This is a genomic window from Alteromonas sp. 4NH20-0056 (assembly GCF_057539655.1).
Window position 1 is genome coordinate 92,232 of record NZ_BAAJLS010000009.1, and the last position, 18,157, is coordinate 110,388.

Consider the following 18,157-nt stretch of genomic DNA (forward strand, 5'->3'; position numbering starts at 1 on the left):
TACCTTTTGGTTTTAGCGTGTCGCCTTTGGTATGTCCATAATACCAAGTTCGTCCCAGATATCATCTACCCGTTTTTTCACGTCTTCATCCATGACAATGGGTACACCCCATTCACGGTCGGTCTCACCAGGCATTTTGTTTGTGGCATCCATACCCATTTTCGAACCAAGGCCAGAAACGGGTGATGCGAAATCAAGATAATCAATAGGGGTGTTTTCAATCATCACCGTATCGCGAGCAGGGTCCATACGGGTGGTAATAGCCCAAATGACATCGTTCCAATCTCGTGCATTCACATCGTCATCGCACACAATAACAAACTTTGTGTACATGAACTGGCGAAGGAAAGACCATACTCCCATCATCACGCGTTTTGCATGCCCAGGGTATTGCTTCTTCATGGTCACCACGGCCATACGGTAAGAGCAGCCCTCGGGAGGTAAATAAAAGTCGACGATCTCTGGGAATTGCTTTTGCAAGATAGGCACAAAAACTTCATTAAGCGCAACGCCCAAAATTGCCGGCTCATCAGGTGGACGGCCGGTATACGTAGAATGATAAATTGGGTCTTTTCTGTGCGTAATGTGAGTGACGGTAAATACAGGGAAGTCGTCTACTTCGTTGTAATAACCGGTATGATCGCCATAAGGCCCTTCAGGCGCCACTTCATCTTGTGCAATATAGCCTTCCAATACAATTTCAGCACTTGCTGGTACTTGTAAATCATTGCTAATCGATTTGACCACTTCTGTTTTGTCACCGCGAAGTAGGCCAGCAAATGCATACTCTGACAGTGTGTCGGGTACTGGCGTAACAGCACCTAATATGGTGGCTGGGTCTGCCCCTAACGCTACCGATACAGGATAAGGCTCGCCAGGGTGGGTTTGACACCACTCTCTGAAATCAAGGGCTCCACCACGGTGAGATAACCAGCGCATAATGAGCTTATTCTTGCCAATCACCTGTTGGCGATAAATACCTAAATTCTGACGTTTTTTGTGCGGCCCGCGAGTGACGCTCAATCCCCACGTGACTAAGGGGGCAGCATCACCCGGCCAGCAGCGCTGAACCGGAATTTTTGATAAATCTACGTCATCACCTGTTAATATGACTTCTTGGCAGGGCGCTTTTTTCAGTACCTTGGCGGGCATGTTGAGCACCTGCTTAAATACAGGCAGCTTGCTCCATAAATCTTTAAGCCCTTTTGGTGGCTCTGGCTCTTTTAAGTAAGCCAATAACTTTCCGACTTCTCGCAGCGCTTCAACCGAGTCTTGACCCATGCCCATAGCCACACGTTGGGGGGTACCAAATAAGTTGGCTAGCACCGGCATGTCATGGTTTTTGGGGTTTTCGAACAACAGTGCGGGGCCGCCAGCACGCAAGGTTCTGTCAGCAATTTCTGTCATTTCCAAATCGGTATCGATGGGCTGGGTAATGCGTACCAACTCACCTTTGGCTTCCAATTGGCGAATAAAGTCACGTAAATCTTTATACTTCATTTGAACAGGGGGTATCCACAAACTACAGTTATGGCAAGAGTATACTATTTGTTGGCAAAGTCCGATCAATTCCAACAATGAAAGTAGACGAAACGTGTGCCAGCAAATGCAGGATAAGGTGTTAACTAACCGCTAAGCGCAATTTGAACTGGACAGCAATGTTAATTAAATGTGATATTGGTGATGAAACACAAAGAACGCTATCGCGCCATAACAACAACCCTTTGCCTAAGGTGGGTATATGACGACATTCGATCACGAGATGCTCGACGAATTAAATTTATTGCTTAAATTTCCATCAGATAGTTTGCTTCAAGGTTTAAAAATTCATCATGACGCTAGCCAATCCACGGTTAATGCGGCATCAAGGCTTTATGCAAAAGGCTTAATTACTCAGCCTGATGGAGGTTATCTTACTGACCTTGGGATTGATTTAGCCGACCATGCCCGTCATATTCAATCTGCGTTAGGCAGCCATAACGGTAGCCACTAAACGCAACATTACGGGTTAAAAGTTAAAGACGCGGCAGTACGGGTTAAGTTATTCGTACCGCCGCCGATATCATTACTAATCCTTTTCATGCGTTACGAAGATCACCGGCTATGAAACACTTTTCATTTTTCATTTTTACCGTATTACTGAGTGCTTTTTCGCTAAAAAGTGCTGTCGCGCTAGAAGGGGAAACCCTTGATGAAATCCGCGCGGTTCAATTGTATAGCCAAGACGCCCTTATAAAGATGATTAACGAAAACACTCACCTTGATCAGGTTGTGGCAGACCGGTGTCAGCTGGTACAAGATATTGAAGCCCGCGCCGACGTGTTAAAAGTGCCTGCGTATCAGTTTTTGTGGGGCGACATGTTAGCGTGGGGAGTATGCATTGATGCCGAGCCATCACGTGGCATTGGCTATATGGAAGATGCCGCTAGCCAAGGGTTACCCGCAGCTCTTGAACAGTTAGGCCGATATTATGCATCGGGCACGTTAGTCCAGCAGGACAAAGCGCGGGCCGTGGTGTACTTGCGAGAAGCATCGGCCTTGCAAAGCTTAAAAGCACAAATTCAATTAGTGGAACTTTTCCTGGAAGGGCACGGCAGCCCCTACGACTATGAAGATGCATATCACTGGCTGTATAACGCCATTACTAATGATAAAGCGCAGCATAAAAAAATTGCGTCGCAACTAGTAGAACTTGAAAAGCTGATGCATCCAAGAGCAGTGCGCGAAGCGAAACGCCCCTTAGACAGTTAGTTACCAGCGCATTACTGCGTTATCGTGGTGGGAAGCGTTTGCCCGATATCATGGGTTTGATAAGCGAAATATTACCTCGCCACTGTACGATTAAAACCGCAAGAACGTGTATGCACGCCGCACCATACAAAATATCGGCGGTAACGCTATGAATTTGGTCAAGTGTGCTGTTGCCAAAGAAGGCGTCTATCTCCTCCATCATAAACCCCGTTACGCCTAAAATAACGAAAAGCACTACCACCAACATAACCATTAACCATCCCAATGGGTTATGGCCAGAGTGAACCGGTGTACTACGGTGTTTGATATGCGTTAGGTGGGTTTTAAATGCGTGACGAGAAAGGTCGATGTGTTTCAGGCTAGCAAAAGAGCTCGCCGGGCGAGTAACCCCCCATACTATTCTTAAGGTAAGCAGCGCCACTGCACCATAGCCTGCAATTTCGTGAATAAGCCTGCCGGGTTCAACGATAAAATAGTTAACAACAAAGCATACTACAACGCCCCAGTGGCAAAGCCTTACTATGCTATCCCAAATATACAGTGGCGGGTTGGAGTTCATTGTTCGTTCTTAACGTGTTTTAAATGGCAAATAAAAAGGCGCTACCACGCTGCGATGTCACCGCGCGGTAGCGTCACTAGCTAATGGCTTTCTTCTTTAACAATGCTTCCATCTACTGGGTTAAAGTAAATTTCAACTTTGTTTTCTTTCATATCAAAGCCATAGATTTCATAGCAGTTACCATCGGTCACTTTAAATTCATTAATTTTGTAACCCTTGGCAAGCAGTTGCGCTTGAAACGCGTCTTGGTTTTGCCATTCAGATTGCGGCGCGGTGGTGCACTGTGTGGTACCGTGCTCAGCACTGCACGCGCTTAGTAACGTTGCTGCACCCATGGCAGTGAAAAGCATGATCGCTTTTTTCATTTCTTTCTCCTTCGGCATGTTTTAGGTATTTCGCGTGTGTTATCAACAGCGTAACACGCTTTTATATGTCAGTACTATATATGAATGTAATGCGCTGATATCAATGGTTTTTATTGATAATCAAACTGTCATTTAAGTGCCTTTTATTTGTCACCGTTACGTCATTGAAACGTCGCATTCTCCCTCTACCTTTTGTGCCACTTCGCAGTAATAAAACGACTAAAGCGCTGCGAGTTTTATCTTTGCACACACTTAAAGGAATACACTAATGTACACTCGCTCGTTTATAGCAAGCGCGGTTCTATGCGCTCTCGCTACGTCTTCTTTCGCCCAAAGCACAGCAAATGCCGACGATGTCACTACGCCTGACGCCGGTAATAACGCTAACGATTACATTGAAGAAATCACGGTGACTGCACAAATGCGTGAGCAGTCGGTGATGGATGTGCCGGTTACTATGGATGTTATAGGCAGCGAGTTTCTAGAGCGCACCAATATTATGGAGTTAGACGAATTGTCGCGCATACTTCCTAACGTTCAAATTCAAGAACAGGCCGTTAGCTTACCGTCATTCAATATTCGAGGTGTAACCGATGATGTATCGGCAGTGTCAGCTACTCCGCGCATTTCGGTGTATCAAGATGGTTTCGATATTAGTAAGAAAACGGTAGCGAGTGTGGCACTTTATGATATTGCACGCGTTGAGGTGCTGAAAGGTCCGCAGCCAACCTTATTTGGTGTGGCAGCCGCGAATGGTGCAATTAGTATTCATTCTCAACTGCCTTCCGACATACAAGAAGGAAAGGTACAAGTAGGCTACAACAGTGAACAAGGCAAGGAAGTCGAGTTCATGTATAACAGGCCTTTGAATGATAACCATAGTGTTCGCATAGCAGGGCTTTATCGTGAAATGGACGGTATTGTTGAAAACAATGCGTGCAGTGATGATTCGTACTATGGCAACGTAAATATGTACGACCATCTTGGTAACAGCGTGCCGTGTAACAGCGAAGACTTACAGGGTGTATCTGTGCAAGCGCTTCGCGCCACATGGAAAGCAGAGTATGACAACGTAGAAGTGATAGGCCGCGCATCGCTTGAGTACAATGACCAGCCAGGTATTGCGTTTAAGTCAGGCTCTATTGCACCTAATAATGGCAATACAAGTCCTTACACCGCTGCTGAGTTCAGCCTTGGCAGTGAGCTTGGTATTGAGCGTACATTACAGGCCTACGATATAGCCGTTAATTACAGCGTTAATGATATGCTAAGTCTTCATGCCGACGCGTATTACAAAGACGTTGAAGTTAGTGAAGGGTTTGATGCCGACGGCAGTGCACTTCGAATTCAGGACGCCTATTTTAATAACGACGCGAAATTGAGTGGCGGCTCAATGCGCTTAGTGTATGACTCAGGTGACAAGTTTGCTGGGTTTATAGGTGCGTCTTACTCGAAAGATGATTCTATTTTGCCGTATTACATAATGGTAGACCCGTTTATTCGAGGTACTTTCGACGCAGTAAGGTCACAACTTGAAGCCACATCAGATATTCCTCTTAATCAAAATATTGCGACCGATGCATCGCTTGAGGAGATTCAGGCATTACGTAGTATATTGGTGTCGTCGCTTTTCAATGCCGATGGCTCACCAATATCAAACCCTGACTTGCCACCTATTCTTATTCAAGGTCCCTATATTTTTGAAGCAGAGCTAGATATTGCTTCTTATGTTGCAGAGGCATCATATTTTATCACCGATGATATCAATATTACCGCTGGTGTACGTTATATAGATGAAACGCGTTATACCCGTAACACATACACACTGCCGGCAGGCACCTTTGTGTTTGAGGGAGAAGGTGACTTTGATGATACGCTTCCGCGCGTTGCGATAAGTTATGATGTGGGTAATAACTGGAATGTATATGCGAACTATGCAAAGGGGCGTCGTTCGCCAGTGGTCAATGCCGACGCAGGTGGTGTGAATATTACCAAAGCTGAAATGGTCGATAGCTACGATATAGGCGTAAAATATCAAAGTGCCAACTTCATATTCTCAGGTGCTATTTTTACTTATGAATACAGCGACTATCAGCAAAGCTACACCGATCAGGACACCTTGCAGTCCATCACGGTCACCGTGGGCGATTCTACTATGTCGGGTATTGAGGGGATGGCGACGTACAATTACAGCGATAGCTTGACGCTAACTGCAAGTCTTGGCTTCTTAGATGCAGAATTTTCTGACAATACGGCAGATGGCTCACCCTTCCAATATGGGGGTAACAAATTCCGATTAGCGCCTGAGGTAAGTGGGGCGTTCAATATAAACAAAGTGTTTAACGTTAATGACTGGGTTGTCGACGTAAACTGGCTGACTAGCTTCCAATCAGAAGTATTTTTTGAAAGCAGTAATTACCCAGGTATGTCGCAAGATACATACTCGCTCACCGATGTGTCATTGAAGCTTCATCAAGAGAATAGTCGTGTGGCGTTCGAGGTTTATGTAAATAACCTGCTTGATAAAGACTATTTGATTGATGCTGGCAACACGGGAGGCGGTTTGGGTATTCCGACTTTTGTTCGAGGTATGCCGCGGATTGCCGGAGTGCGTTTGTACTACGACTTTTAACTAACGCGTAGCGCAATGATTCGACACAACCAAGCCGCTTTGTTTATTAAGACATAGCGGTTTTTTTTTGCCATCGATAACTGGTGGCGTGTTACACAACTATGTCGCTTTTATAACGTAATGTTTTAATGCAATTGCTGTTATACTGTGCAGCAAACAACCATCTAGTGTTTTTTTAACGCATAGGGTTGAACAATGAATCTTATCAATAAGCAGTATTGATGATATTGGCAGCGGCAGTTTACATGCGCTGTTGATAGTAGCTTCGGCTAATATATTTAAAAAACAAAAGGTAAATTACAAATACATGAGTGACGATCCGCATTTTCAGCGTGAGAAAGAAAAATACGAAAACCCGGTAGCAAGCCGAGAGTTCTTAATGGATGTACTGAAGGAGGAAGGTAAACCCCTTTCCTTCTTAGATATTTGTGGAATAGTGAATGCCACAAGTGAAGATGCACGAATTGGTATTCAACGCCGACTTCGCGCCATGGAGCGAGAAGGGCAAGTGCAATTCACCAAGCAGAAAAAGTACATTCTGCAAGACCGCGATGAATTAGTAAAAGGCCGCATTATTGGCCATCGTGACGGCTTTGGTTTTCTGCGCCCTGAAGATAGAAGCGGTGATTTATTTATTAGTGGCGGGCAAATGAATTTGTTTCTTCACGATGACGTGGTAGAAGCAAGAATAAGCGGTACAGACCGACGTGGTCGAAAAGAAGCGTTTGTGACGCAAGTTGTCGAACCAAGAAGCGAGCCAATTGTTGGGCGCTACTTTGTAGAGCAAGGCTTTGGCATGGTGGTGCCTGATGACAGCCGTCTTCAGCACGAAATTGTCATACCGCCAGAAAGCACAAACGGCGCGCGAATGGGCCAAGTTGTTGTGGTTGAGCTAACACAGCGCCCACGCAGAAAAATGAGCCCAGTAGGCAAAATAGTGGAAGTGCTTGGCGAACATATGGCGCCGGGTATGGAAATTGAAATGGCGCTTCGCACATTTGATATTCCTCATGAGTGGCCAAAAGGCGTTACTAAGCAAATTGAAACGCTATCTGAGTCAGTGCCAGAAGACGCTAAAGCAGGCCGTATAGATTTACGTCAGCTTCCCCTTGTTACTATTGATGGTGAAGATGCCAGAGATTTTGATGATGCGGTGTATTGCGAGCCATTAGACGATGGCGGTTGGCAATTGTGGGTAGCCATTGCCGACGTTAGCCACTACGTAAGAACTGGCTCTGCGCTGGATGATGAAGCGCAAAAGCGCGGAAACTCAGTGTATTTCCCTGACCAAGTTATTCCCATGTTGCCTGAAGTATTATCAAACGGCTTGTGTTCATTGAACCCAGAAGTTGACCGTTTGTGTATGGTATGTGAGATGACGATTTCTGCACAAGGTCAGTTAGAAGAATATCAGTTTTACGAAGCGGTCATGAACTCGCATGCACGACTGACCTACAATAAAGTGTGGAATATACTTCAAGGCGATAAAGAGCTTCACCAGCGCTACGAAGCACATGTGCCACACTTACGTAACTTACACGATTTGTATCGTGGTCTTAAAAAAGCACGCCAACAGCGCGGTGCCATCGAGTTCGAAACCCAAGAAGTGAAGTTTGTTTTCAACGCGCAGCGTAAAATTGAAAACATTGTGCCGTTAGTGAGAAACGATGCGCATAAGCTCATTGAAGAATGCATGATCATGGCGAATGTTAGTGCTGCCCTTATGCTTGAAAAGCATGAAGCGCCAGCATTGTACCGCGTGCACGACAAGCCAGATGCCGATCGTCTTACGTCATTTACCAGTTATTTAAGTGAAATTGGTATCCCTCACCGTATTACTGATGACGCAGAGCCTTCAGCCTTCACCGACGTGGTGTTAAAAACGCGAGGGCGGGTTGACGAAGAGCTTATTCAAACCATGTTACTTCGCTCGATGAAGCAAGCTATTTATGATGGTGAGAATGTGGGGCACTTCGGGCTAGCGCTGCAAGCTTACGCACACTTTACTTCTCCTATTCGCCGCTATCCTGATTTAGTTGTGCATCGTGCCTTAAAAGGCATCATTGCAAAACAACAAGGGAAGAAAGCGGTATCAGGTGCTAAACAATATTCAGTCGCAGAGATTGAGCAGTTAGGTGAGCAGTGCTCAATGACGGAGCGCCGTGCCGACGATGCAACACGCGACGTGGCAGATTGGCTTAAATGCGAGTTCATGCTTGACCACGTAGGCGATACGTTCGAGGGCGTTGTAAGCTCGGTAACAAACTTTGGGTTGTTTATCCGTATTACGGAATACCATATTGATGGGCTGGTACATATTACGTCCCTTGATGATGATTACTACCGCTATGACGATGTTAAACAAGCATTGGTTGGCGAATCCGGTCATCGCCAATTTAGATTAGGTGATACGGTAGAAGTAAAAGTAGCCGCGGTTAATCTCGATGAAAGAAAGATTGATTTATTATTGGATAAGTCTATGCTGCGCGCCCCCGGTGGTAAAAAAGTGAAAGTAAAAACCATCAAAAAGGCGGCAAGTAAGCCAAGACGCAGTGGTAAAGCAGGTGCACCTGCGGATAAACAAGCCACTGATAAGAAGTCCAAACAACGCGGTAAAAAGAGGTAGGCGGTTATGGCACAGCAAGAATGGTTATATGGTCTTCATGCCATGCAGTCGGTTATTGAAAATGAACCCGAGCGTGTAATCGAGGTATTGGTATTAAAAGGGCGAAATGACGATAGGTTAACGAATATTATTAACCAAGCCCGTCGTTTTGGCATTTCGGTGCAATTTTGTCATCGCAAAGTGCTGGATGAAAAGGTGAATGGCGAGCAACACCAAGGTGTAGTTGCCCGCGCAAAACCAGGCCGCGTGCGTGATGAATCTGACTTAGATCTTATTCTAGAGAAACAGTCATCGCCGCTTCTGTTAGTCCTTGATGGGATCACCGACCCGCACAATTTGGGAGCATGCCTTCGCACCGCTGACGGTGCAGGTGTTCACGCTGTTGTGGTGCCTAAAGACAAATCTGCCAGCTTAAACGGTACGGTAAGTAAAGTCGCTTGCGGCGCCGCTGAGGTTATCCCACTGATTCAAGTCACTAACTTGTCTCGTACGCTTAAACACCTTCAAGATAAAGGGGTGTGGGTAGTAGGGACGGCAGGGGAAACCGATAAAACCCTTTACGACATAAAACTAGACGGGCCAACCGCGCTAGTTATGGGCGCAGAGGGCAAAGGCATGCGTAGGCTAACAAAAGAAAATTGCGACGAGTTGGTTAAACTTCCAATGGCCGGCAGTGTAAGTAGCTTAAACGTATCGGTCGCCACCGGTGTGTGCCTTTATGAGATAGTGAGACAACGTGGGCTGTAATCCGAAGTCTTTGAAATAATAAAAACGGGCGTGGCACAAACGCCCGTTTTTTATTTTTGTATTGTTGATACCATTCGCTAACTAATCACACTCAAAAAATAACGTTATTTGTTATCTTTTCCTTTAGTATTTATTTCTCGCCATAGATTTATTCAATTTTTCCCACACCCAAGGCGAAGCCTTTAGTGGTGTGTTCCATGCCCCATCTCCTCATACAAAATTAAGAAAAAATAAACTTACTTTTTACATTTGCTTACAAATTGACAAGCTCGATTCATATAAATTATCAATATTTATTCCTAGTATGAATGCGTCCATACCCTAAGTGTGACAAGAGTTAGAGGTAAAACCGCGCAGTGCATACGCCATTTATACGTATCAAATATGTATGAATGTAACGCTGTAGCATACTTAAATTATTGATAACTCTCTTATTATGGGCGTTGTGGTTGCAGTGTTCCTAGCACTGCTTCTACGTTACCTGGCAAGTGGGTAAGCGGTTTGCGGATGCAGCCAAGGAAGAGATATTTCGTAAGAAGTACGGTTAACCTGTATGTCGATTTATAAAAAAGCGTTTCAAAGTACGTTGGCGTAAAGACCAGAAAAAAGTACTGAAACACAACAAGACAGAAGAAACAGGAAATAAATTTTGAATAAAAAACACACATGTATGACAGCGGCAGCATTAGCCGTATCTATGGCATTTACAAGTCAAACAGCCATTGCACAAGACAATGCACCTGTAAAAGTTGAAACGAAAAAGCAGTCTTTTGCTTCAGCATTTGCTAAGCGTTTCGGTAGTATTGGTCGGGGAACTATCGAACTTAGCGACAGTCAGCGCTATATCGTCAAATTTAAAAGTGAAATGACCTCAGATGCATTGATGGGCGCGCCGGGTGAAGCAACACTTAGCGGCCGTGGCGCATTGAAATTTGGCAAACAGAAAAAAGCGTTCAACGTTCAAGCGGCAAAAAATGATATTACGCGCGCAGGGGGGAGTGTTAAAAAGGCGCTTAATAAGCATCGTATTATGGCTGCGCAACTCGATCGCAAAGCACTGAATGCATTGCGTAATAACCCTAACGTAGAGAGCATTGAAATTGATGCTAAGCGTAAACCTATGGCACAAACTACGCCATATGGTTACACCATGGTTCAGGCAAATCAGTTTGCTCAAGCCGACACCACCGCTCGCAAAGTCTGCGTTATCGATACTGGTTACAACCTCGGTCACCCTGACCTTCCAGGTACCAACGATGGGGTAACTGGAAATGCAAACAACTCAGCAGTGGGGAATTGGTATAACGACGGCAATGGACACGGTACACACGTGGCCGGCACTATCGCAGCCTATGATAACAACGATGGCGTAATTGGTGTTTATCCAGGCGTAGACCTCCATATCGTTAAAATATTCAATGACAATGGGCAGTGGACGTATGCCTCTGATCTTATTGACGCCATTTCGCAGTGTCAGAATGCAGGCTCTAATGTAGTAAACATGAGCTTAGGTGGTGGAAGTGCTTCAACCACTGAGCGCAACGCCATGCAAAGTTTCACCGATGCGGGCATGCTTTTAGTTGCCGCCGCGGGTAATGACGGTAACAGCGCGAAATCGTATCCTGCTTCCTATGATGCAGTCATGTCGGTTGCAGCGGTAGACGCCAACGAAAACCGTGCTAGCTACAGCCAATATAATGACCAAGTTGAAATTGCTGCGCCTGGCAGTGCGGTTCAATCAACGTACCCTACTAATACTTATGCATCGTTAAGCGGTACGTCTATGGCTACACCGCATGTTGCTGGCGGTGCGGCGTTGGTATGGAGCTACTTCCCACAATGTACTAATACACAAATTAGAAGTGCACTTACGGCTACCGCTGAAGATAAAGGCGCGGCAGGTAAAGATAACTTCTACGGTCACGGGCTTATGCAGCTTGCTGACACCTACAGCTACCTTAACAACAACGGATGTGATGGTAACGGTGGTGGAAACCCAGGTACAGACCCAGGCGTTGAACCTGTGTCTGGACAGTTAACGGGGTTGTCGGCCTCACGTAATAACTGGAATCGCTATACCTGGTCGGTGCCTGAAGGCGTAACCACAATGACGGTAAGCATTGGTGGCGGTTCGGGTGATGCTGACTTGTACATGAAGTTTGGTTCACAACCTGAGACAAATAGCTTCGATTGTCGTCCTTATCGAAATGGAAACAGTGAAGTGTGTACCTTAGAAGCACCCGCTGCGGGCACATGGCACATTGGTATCCGAGCTTATTCTACTTACAGTGGTGTAACGCTTAATTACGGTTACGAATAAACAAAGTAAATACTATTCTTCCTGACGTAAAGCCCGCATAAGCGGGCTTTTTTAATGCTAACTCACATGAATTTTATTAGTGTTCGCCAGCCTATTTGTCAGTTTTGCAAAATAAATGCAAAGAATGTGTAAAGGCGTGAACTGTTTATTATATTGCTAGCCATATCCACGTACCGTGTGCGCCAGTCGGGCCAATCGCCCAGCCATACATCTGCATTATTAAAAAATACGTAAAGGATAGTTAGCATATGCAATTTAGATTTTCGGTCTACCTCAGAAGTATATTCTTGGTGGTATTTGTTCTGTTAGGAATAACAGCGTGTGGTGGGTCAGATAGCACGGAGTCTGACTACGAATTTGCTTATATACAGTTTTACAATGCATCACCAAACGGTGCAAATGTAGAAATGCGAGAAGTCGATGGTGACAGTTTCGGTTTCGCGCAGTTTGGTGACACTACATCAATGTACTCAATGGAGTCTGGTACGCTTGAGCTTGAGTTTATTCGCACCGACGCAGATGATCAGGAAGTGTACATCGATACGTACTCGGTCACGTTAACAACAGGGCACAAAACCATTGTAGTCATGAGCGGTGACTTCGCTAATCCAATTATCACAGAATACAGTTATGAGCGAGAAACCTTAGAGGATCATTTTAGGCTGTTTGGTTTGTCGGTGACCGTGGATAACAGCGCATATGATTTTTATCTCAGCGAATCAGGCGACCCGTTTGAAGCAGCGCACTTCCTTGGCTCGGTGACCGCTGATGGCATGGTGGCATTCGATTATTGGGATGCCGATGACGACAGCGATGATTTTGACCAAGGTGAATACACTATCTATCTTACGCACCCAGGTACAAGTGATGTTGTTTTCGAATCGCAAACCCTAAACTTTATCTATTCAACCGAATACCTATTAACGCTTCGCGATGTCAGTGGCGCCATACAAGACGGGCTTATCGTAGACACCATTCTAAATTCCTCTTCAGTAACCGCACTTACCGATGTAGAGGCTGATGCGCAATATCGCATTTATAATGCTACTGACATTAGTACGCCTTTAACCGTTACGTTCGGTGGCAACACCGATGAAGACGATGTGTCTTTTACATTAGGTGAAGGTGAAATATCAGCATTCTCTGCAATCAGGTACGGCGATTACCGTGTAACAGTCAGTGATAGCAGTGGTGAGGCCTTATCGCTTAACAATAAGCTCATCACGCTAAATCAGGGTGAAAGCAAAGCTATTTTAGTATACGAAAAAGATGGCCAGTTAGGTGCTGCTACCTTTGTTGAAAGTGGCTTACCTCAGGCTTACGACAAAACGGTTAACTTTATTAATTTGGTTCCCGATTTTGACGATGTAGATTTTTATCTGGTTCGAAACGATGAAACGATAGATACCGCCGAGTACGACGTGCAAAACCTCACTTTTGCAGAAAGCGCCGACGAAGTTTTACCCGCAGATTATTATGAAGTTATTGCGGTGTACGAAGATGATAACAACGAGCAAGTACTGTTAGACCGTACTGCTTTACACGGCTTTGTTGAAGATAAAAACTATATTGTCACGGTAGAACCCGCCAATACACCAACCGGGTATGAGGTGAATATATTACCCTAGGGCGCCGTTTTTAGACTAATTAATAAGGGCTGTTTTCTTTCTTTATTGAAAATCTAGAGTAGTCTTTTAGACAGGGGTAGCTGCAACGTTACCCTGTCTATTCACTATTGAAGGAATGTCGATGAGTGCGGTAAAAGAGTTGTATACAGTCTCAACTAACAGGCAATTAACGTTTGACCAAAAAGTCGCCGCGTTTCTCAAGATAGGTACTGAAAAGCTTAACCTTGAAACTGCCATTGTAAGTCGGGTCACCGATAACACTTACACCGTTGCCCATGTCGTTTCTCCAAATCCTGATATTGTTAAGGGTGCGCAATTTTCACTTGCCGATACCTACTGCGTAGACGCCTTAAGAAAAAGTGATGCGTTGATGTATCACAATATTAACGAACACCCTGGTGCAGCGCACCCCTGTTACGAAAAATACCCAATGCGAAGTTACTTTTCTCTGCCTCTAGAAGTTAATGGAGAAACGTATGGAACATTGAACTTCTCGTCGCTTGAACCCCGAAATCTGCCTTTTTCTGATGAAGAGGTAGACTACGTTTATAGCGTTGCCGGTTGGATATCAACAACGCTATCAAAGCACGAGCAAATAGCTGAGTTAAAAGCGCAGCGAGATGAAATTGAAGAACGAAACGTACTTTTAAATCAAATTGCCGAGTTAGCCGGCATTGGTACGTGGGAATTAGACATCACCACAGGATCATTACAGTGGTCTAATAAGCTCAAAGATATGTTCGGGTTAGACGCGCAATCTATGGTGTCTGTTGATATTGTCGTGAGCTATATCCTTCGGTCAGAAGAAAAGGTTCGATTTGTTGAAGAATTTAAAGACATTATTAGAACGGGTAACGATTGGGCATATGAGCTTGAAGTAACAACAAAGAATGGACAACACCTTTGGGTAGAGAGCCGAGCTCACCCACTTTATCATGATGGGAAATGTGTGAAGATAATAGGCGCGACTCGCGATATTACCCGTATCATCGAGACAACCCAAACGTTAAAAGATAAAACCGAGATTGCCGAACGCGCATTAAAAGCGCGAAGCGACTTCCTTGCTAATATGAGCCATGAAATTAGAACCCCCATTCACGGTGTTCAAGGTATGTTGGAGTCACTCAGCACTACATCGCTAACCACCAAGCAAAGTGAATATACCCGAGTAGCGATGAAAAGCGCGGAATCGTTACTTGGTGTGGTTAACGATATCCTTGATTTCTCGAAAATTGATGCGGGTTTGATGCATTATGAGTCCAAGGCCATTGATATCGATGAAATCATTCAGCAGCAACTGCCCATGTTCTTCCGTATGGCGAGCAACAAGGGTCTTTACTTAGAAAGCGATACTAGCGCATTAGAAGGTAAACTCTTTTTAGGAGACAGTCTTCGTATTAATCAAATCGTCATGAACCTTGTGAATAACGCGCTAAAATTCACTGCCCATGGTGGTGTGCGTATTTCGGCGCGCGTGAGCCCTTTAGAGCGCGACGAAAGTACAGTGAAAATTATCGTTGCAGATACGGGCATCGGCATGAATGAAGAACAGCGTGACGTGATTTTTGCGCCGTTTCTGCAAGCTGAAGAGTCAACCCAACGCCGGTTCGGGGGAACGGGGCTAGGGCTCGCTATCGTAAAAAGTATCGTCAATCACTACGGCGGTAATATTGCAGTCGCAAGCGAGCCCGGCGAAGGGTCGAGATTCGTTATTTCCTTAACATTACCAAATGCAGTTGCCGAGAAACGAGAGGTGTCTGTTGCATCGCTTAATAACTATGCATTCAATAAAGAACAGTTAGAGGGGCGGTACATACTGGTTGTCGAAGATAATGAAATAAACCAGATAGTAATTAAAGAACAGTTGTCCGACATGGGCATTCGATGTGAATTGGCCAACAATGGGCAAGAAGGGGTAGACGCGATAAAACAGTCTATTACCAAAAAGGCAGAGTTCGACATGGTGTTTATGGATTGCCAAATGCCAGTCATGGACGGTTTAACCGCCGTAAAGCACATTCGTGCCATTGAACATGACAGTATTAAAGACTTACCCATAGTTGCACTTACCGCTAACGCGCTAAATGGCGAAAAAGAGCGCTGTTTAAGCGCAGGAATGAATGATTTTATGTCAAAGCCGGTAGGCGCAAAAAAGTTAAAGCAATGTATTCTTCATCATATAGCAGCTAAAAAACGCCGATTAAACCCATTTTTAATGCAAAGTACCGGTCCTGCTAGATAACCCCTAACGTGGTTATCGGCCCCAGTTTTTTAACTGGGGCTTTTTTATGCAACCTATGTTAGTATGACGGACCTCAAGTGGCCTTTTGTGCTCACTGCTGCGGTTATTTCCGTCCGTACGTAAAAAACATTGCCATCGTCTAAAATTAATTCAATTTACTGCTATCTCTTCCCCAGTTTTTCTGTTATAGTTTCGCGCCCTTTTTATGGGGGTATGTATATAAAAGCAACGATATCCAGTTGTTTTTAGCAGCACTAACGACTCGGGAGAGTCTTAATTTTTAGAGCGGAGCACTAACATGATCCAAATGCAAACTAACCTGGACGTTGCAGACAACAGCGGCGCTCGCAGGGTTCAGTGTATTAAGGTTCTTGGTGGCTCGCATCGCCGTTATGCAGGTATCGGTGACATCATCAAAGTTACTGTTAAGGAAGCAATTCCTCGCGGTAAAGTTAAAAAAGGTGACGTACTGAATGCAGTGGTGGTGCGTACTAGAAAAGGCGTTCGTCGTGCAGATGGTTCTACCATTCGTTTTGACGGTAACGCGGCTGTTTTGCTTAATGCAAACAAGCAACCAATTGGTACGCGTATCTTTGGCCCGGTAACCCGTGAGTTGAGAAGTGAAAACTTCATGAAAATCATCTCATTGGCCCCAGAGGTACTATAAGGAGTCACGATAATGGCTAATAAAATTCGTCGTGATGATGAAGTAGTCGTATTAGCGGGTAAAGACAAAGGCAAACAAGGCAAAGTCCTTCGTGTGCTTATGGCTGATGACCGTGTAATTATAGAAGGCGTTAATCTCGTCAAGAAACACACTAAGCCTAACCCTCAATTGGGTGTTGCTGGTGGTATTGTTGAGAAAGAAGCTTCTATTCACGTTTCTAATGTTGCGATTGTTAACCCGGCAACGGGCAAAGCAGATCGCGTTGGTTTCCGTATTGAAGATGAGAAGAAAGTTCGTTTCTTCAAATCTAACGGCGAACTTGTTTAATTATATTGGAGAGTACGATGGCGAAACTGCATGATTTCTATAAAGAAACAGTAGTAGCTGAACTTGCTAAGCAGTTCGGATACAAAAGCGTCATGCAAGTCCCTCGGATTGAAAAAATCACTCTAAACATGGGTTTAGGTGAAGCAGTTGCTGACAAGAAGGTGCTTGAGAATGCTCAAGCTGACATGACGGCTATCGCCGGTCAGAAGCCGATTGTCACAGTTGCAAGAAAATCAGTAGCGGGCTTTAAAATCCGTGAAGGTTATCCGATTGGCTGTAAAGTAACCCTACGTGGCGAGCGTATGTGGGAATTCCTAGAGCGTTTGATTTCAATCGCTATCCCGCGTATTCGCGATTTCCGTGGTTTGAATCCAAAATCATTCGACGGTCGTGGTAACTACAGCATGGGCGTGCGTGAGCAAATCATTTTCCCTGAAATCGATTTCGATAAAGTGGATAAGGTTCGTGGTATGGATATTACTATCACTACCAGCGCGAACTCTAATGACGAAGCACGTGCCCTGCTGGACGCGTTTAACTTCCCATTCAAAAAGTAGGGGTGTAGGGTTATGGCAAAAGAATCAATGAAGGCACGTGAAGCTAAGCGTACTAAGCTAGTAGCTAAGTATGCTGAAAAGCGCGCCGCACTTAAAGCGATTATCAGCGATGTTAACGCTTCTGAAGATGAGCGTTGGGACGCTGTTCTGAAGCTACAACAACTGCCACGTGACTCTAGTGCATCTCGTCAGCGTAACCGCTGTCGTGTAACTGGTCGTCCACATGGTTACCTACGCAAATTCGGTCTTAGCCGTATCAAGCTTCGTGAAGCTGCGATGCGTGGCGAAGTCCCTGGCCTTAAAAAAGCCAGCTGGTAAGGAGTAGCTGAAATGAGCATGCAAGATCCTATCGCGGATATGTTTACCCGCATCCGTAACGGCCAAATGGCACAGAAAGTTTCTGTAACTATGCCGTCTTCTAAGCTTCGCGTTTCTATCTGTGAAGTATTGAAGGCTGAAGGTTATGTAACTGACTTCGCTGTTTCTGGTGACGTTAAGCCTGTTTTAGAAGTTACACTTAAGTACTTCGAAGGCAAGCAAGTAATTGACACTATCGAACGTGTAAGCCGTCCTGGTCTGCGCATCTATAAGAAAAAAGATGAGCTTCCAAAAGTAATGGGTGGTTTAGGTGTTGCTATCGTGTCAACTTCAAAAGGTGTGATGACTGACCGTGCAGCGCGTAACGCAGGCATGGGCGGTGAGATCATCGGTTATGTAGCATAACGGAGGAGTTGAA

General features: G+C 45.0%; 16 protein-coding genes. 13 read left to right on the top strand and 3 right to left on the bottom strand.

Annotated features, from left to right (window positions below; all coding sequences use genetic code 11):
* Nucleotides 1-12: 12 nt before the first annotated feature.
* Entirely contained in the window at nucleotides 13-1,500 is a 1,488-nt protein-coding gene (gene ubiD / locus AC27EZ_RS14760; RefSeq protein ID WP_487136056.1) for a 4-hydroxy-3-polyprenylbenzoate decarboxylase, read from the bottom strand.
* 241 nt (nucleotides 1,501-1,741) lie between these two features.
* Between ubiD and AC27EZ_RS14765 the strand changes: the two genes are divergently transcribed.
* Nucleotides 1,742-1,993: a TIGR02647 family protein gene (locus tag AC27EZ_RS14765; RefSeq protein WP_421132605.1), complete on the top strand. Its 252-nt coding sequence runs from the start codon at nucleotides 1,742-1,744 to the stop codon at nucleotides 1,991-1,993.
* A 110-nt stretch (nucleotides 1,994-2,103) separates the two neighbouring features.
* Nucleotides 2,104-2,751, top strand: coding sequence for a tetratricopeptide repeat protein (locus AC27EZ_RS14770; protein ID WP_487136057.1), 648 nt, complete (start codon nucleotides 2,104-2,106; stop codon nucleotides 2,749-2,751).
* Nucleotides 2,752-2,770: 19 nt separating this feature from the next.
* Here AC27EZ_RS14770 and AC27EZ_RS14775 read toward each other — a convergent pair whose 3' ends face one another.
* Entirely contained in the window at nucleotides 2,771-3,310 is a 540-nt protein-coding gene (locus tag AC27EZ_RS14775; protein WP_487136058.1) for a cytochrome b/b6 domain-containing protein, read from the bottom strand.
* Nucleotides 3,311-3,390: 80 nt separating this feature from the next.
* Entirely contained in the window at nucleotides 3,391-3,675 is a 285-nt protein-coding gene (locus AC27EZ_RS14780; RefSeq protein ID WP_487136059.1) for a PepSY domain-containing protein, read from the bottom strand.
* A gap of 268 nt (nucleotides 3,676-3,943) precedes the next feature.
* Here AC27EZ_RS14780 and AC27EZ_RS14785 point away from each other — a divergent pair, with 268 nt between their 5' ends.
* The 11 genes from AC27EZ_RS14785 to rpsH all read left to right on the top strand — a co-directional run bounded on the left by AC27EZ_RS14785 (nucleotide 3,944) and on the right by rpsH (nucleotide 18,144).
* Nucleotides 3,944-6,307 (top strand): TonB-dependent receptor, encoded by a 2,364-nt coding sequence (locus AC27EZ_RS14785; RefSeq protein WP_487136060.1) that lies wholly within the window; start codon nucleotides 3,944-3,946, stop codon nucleotides 6,305-6,307.
* Between the two features lie 307 nt (nucleotides 6,308-6,614).
* Entirely contained in the window at nucleotides 6,615-8,933 is a 2,319-nt protein-coding gene (gene rnr, locus AC27EZ_RS14790; protein ID WP_487136061.1) for a ribonuclease R, read from the top strand.
* A 6-nt stretch (nucleotides 8,934-8,939) separates the two neighbouring features.
* Nucleotides 8,940-9,680, top strand: a complete 741-nt coding sequence (rlmB, locus tag AC27EZ_RS14795; protein WP_487136062.1) for a 23S rRNA (guanosine(2251)-2'-O)-methyltransferase RlmB — start codon at nucleotides 8,940-8,942, stop codon at nucleotides 9,678-9,680.
* Between the two features lie 670 nt (nucleotides 9,681-10,350).
* Nucleotides 10,351-12,000: a S8 family serine peptidase gene (locus AC27EZ_RS14800; protein WP_487136106.1), complete on the top strand. Its 1,650-nt coding sequence runs from the start codon at nucleotides 10,351-10,353 to the stop codon at nucleotides 11,998-12,000.
* Between the two features lie 248 nt (nucleotides 12,001-12,248).
* On the top strand, nucleotides 12,249-13,628 hold the full coding sequence (locus AC27EZ_RS14805) for a DUF4397 domain-containing protein (RefSeq protein WP_487136063.1): 1,380 nt from the start codon (nucleotides 12,249-12,251) through the stop codon (nucleotides 13,626-13,628).
* A 121-nt stretch (nucleotides 13,629-13,749) separates the two neighbouring features.
* The gene (locus AC27EZ_RS14810; RefSeq protein WP_487136064.1) at nucleotides 13,750-15,870 is read left to right on the top strand and encodes a GAF domain-containing hybrid sensor histidine kinase/response regulator; all 2,121 of its coding nucleotides are present in this window, start codon (nucleotides 13,750-13,752) and stop codon (nucleotides 15,868-15,870) included.
* Nucleotides 15,871-16,168: 298 nt separating this feature from the next.
* Entirely contained in the window at nucleotides 16,169-16,537 is a 369-nt protein-coding gene (gene rplN / locus AC27EZ_RS14815) for a 50S ribosomal protein L14 (protein WP_421132597.1), read from the top strand.
* A gap of 12 nt (nucleotides 16,538-16,549) precedes the next feature.
* Nucleotides 16,550-16,864 carry a 50S ribosomal protein L24 gene (rplX, locus tag AC27EZ_RS14820; RefSeq protein ID WP_487136065.1) on the top strand — a complete coding sequence of 105 codons (315 nt, stop codon included), beginning with the start codon at nucleotides 16,550-16,552 and terminating at the stop codon, nucleotides 16,862-16,864.
* Between the two features lie 17 nt (nucleotides 16,865-16,881).
* Nucleotides 16,882-17,421, top strand: a complete 540-nt coding sequence (rplE, locus tag AC27EZ_RS14825; protein ID WP_032094893.1) for a 50S ribosomal protein L5 — start codon at nucleotides 16,882-16,884, stop codon at nucleotides 17,419-17,421.
* Between the two features lie 12 nt (nucleotides 17,422-17,433).
* Nucleotides 17,434-17,739 (top strand): 30S ribosomal protein S14, encoded by a 306-nt coding sequence (gene rpsN / locus AC27EZ_RS14830; RefSeq protein WP_044058210.1) that lies wholly within the window; start codon nucleotides 17,434-17,436, stop codon nucleotides 17,737-17,739.
* Between the two features lie 12 nt (nucleotides 17,740-17,751).
* Nucleotides 17,752-18,144: a 30S ribosomal protein S8 gene (gene rpsH / locus AC27EZ_RS14835; protein ID WP_421132595.1), complete on the top strand. Its 393-nt coding sequence runs from the start codon at nucleotides 17,752-17,754 to the stop codon at nucleotides 18,142-18,144.
* Nucleotides 18,145-18,157: the final 13 nt, after the last annotated feature.

Bases quoted from the DNA above. Each gene is read 5' to 3' on its own strand.
- AC27EZ_RS14800 (WP_487136106.1), top strand. From the start codon at position 10,351: ATGACAGCGGCAGCATTAGCCGTATCTATGGCATTTACAAGTCAAACA.
- AC27EZ_RS14785 (WP_487136060.1), top strand. From the start codon at position 3,944: ATGTACACTCGCTCGTTTATAGCAAGCGCGGTTCTATGCGCTCTCGCT.
- rpsH (WP_421132595.1), top strand. From the start codon at position 17,752: ATGAGCATGCAAGATCCTATCGCGGATATGTTTACCCGCATCCGTAAC.
- rnr (WP_487136061.1), top strand. From the start codon at position 6,615: ATGAGTGACGATCCGCATTTTCAGCGTGAGAAAGAAAAATACGAAAAC.
- rlmB (WP_487136062.1), top strand. From the start codon at position 8,940: ATGGCACAGCAAGAATGGTTATATGGTCTTCATGCCATGCAGTCGGTT.
- ubiD (WP_487136056.1), bottom strand. From the start codon at position 1,500: ATGAAGTATAAAGATTTACGTGACTTTATTCGCCAATTGGAAGCCAAA.
- AC27EZ_RS14765 (WP_421132605.1), top strand. From the start codon at position 1,742: ATGACGACATTCGATCACGAGATGCTCGACGAATTAAATTTATTGCTT.
- rpsN (WP_044058210.1), top strand. From the start codon at position 17,434: ATGGCAAAAGAATCAATGAAGGCACGTGAAGCTAAGCGTACTAAGCTA.
- AC27EZ_RS14770 (WP_487136057.1), top strand. From the start codon at position 2,104: ATGAAACACTTTTCATTTTTCATTTTTACCGTATTACTGAGTGCTTTT.
- rplX (WP_487136065.1), top strand. From the start codon at position 16,550: ATGGCTAATAAAATTCGTCGTGATGATGAAGTAGTCGTATTAGCGGGT.
- AC27EZ_RS14805 (WP_487136063.1), top strand. From the start codon at position 12,249: ATGCAATTTAGATTTTCGGTCTACCTCAGAAGTATATTCTTGGTGGTA.
- AC27EZ_RS14780 (WP_487136059.1), bottom strand. From the start codon at position 3,675: ATGAAAAAAGCGATCATGCTTTTCACTGCCATGGGTGCAGCAACGTTA.
- rplE (WP_032094893.1), top strand. From the start codon at position 16,882: ATGGCGAAACTGCATGATTTCTATAAAGAAACAGTAGTAGCTGAACTT.
- AC27EZ_RS14775 (WP_487136058.1), bottom strand. From the start codon at position 3,310: ATGAACTCCAACCCGCCACTGTATATTTGGGATAGCATAGTAAGGCTT.
- rplN (WP_421132597.1), top strand. From the start codon at position 16,169: ATGATCCAAATGCAAACTAACCTGGACGTTGCAGACAACAGCGGCGCT.
- AC27EZ_RS14810 (WP_487136064.1), top strand. From the start codon at position 13,750: ATGAGTGCGGTAAAAGAGTTGTATACAGTCTCAACTAACAGGCAATTA.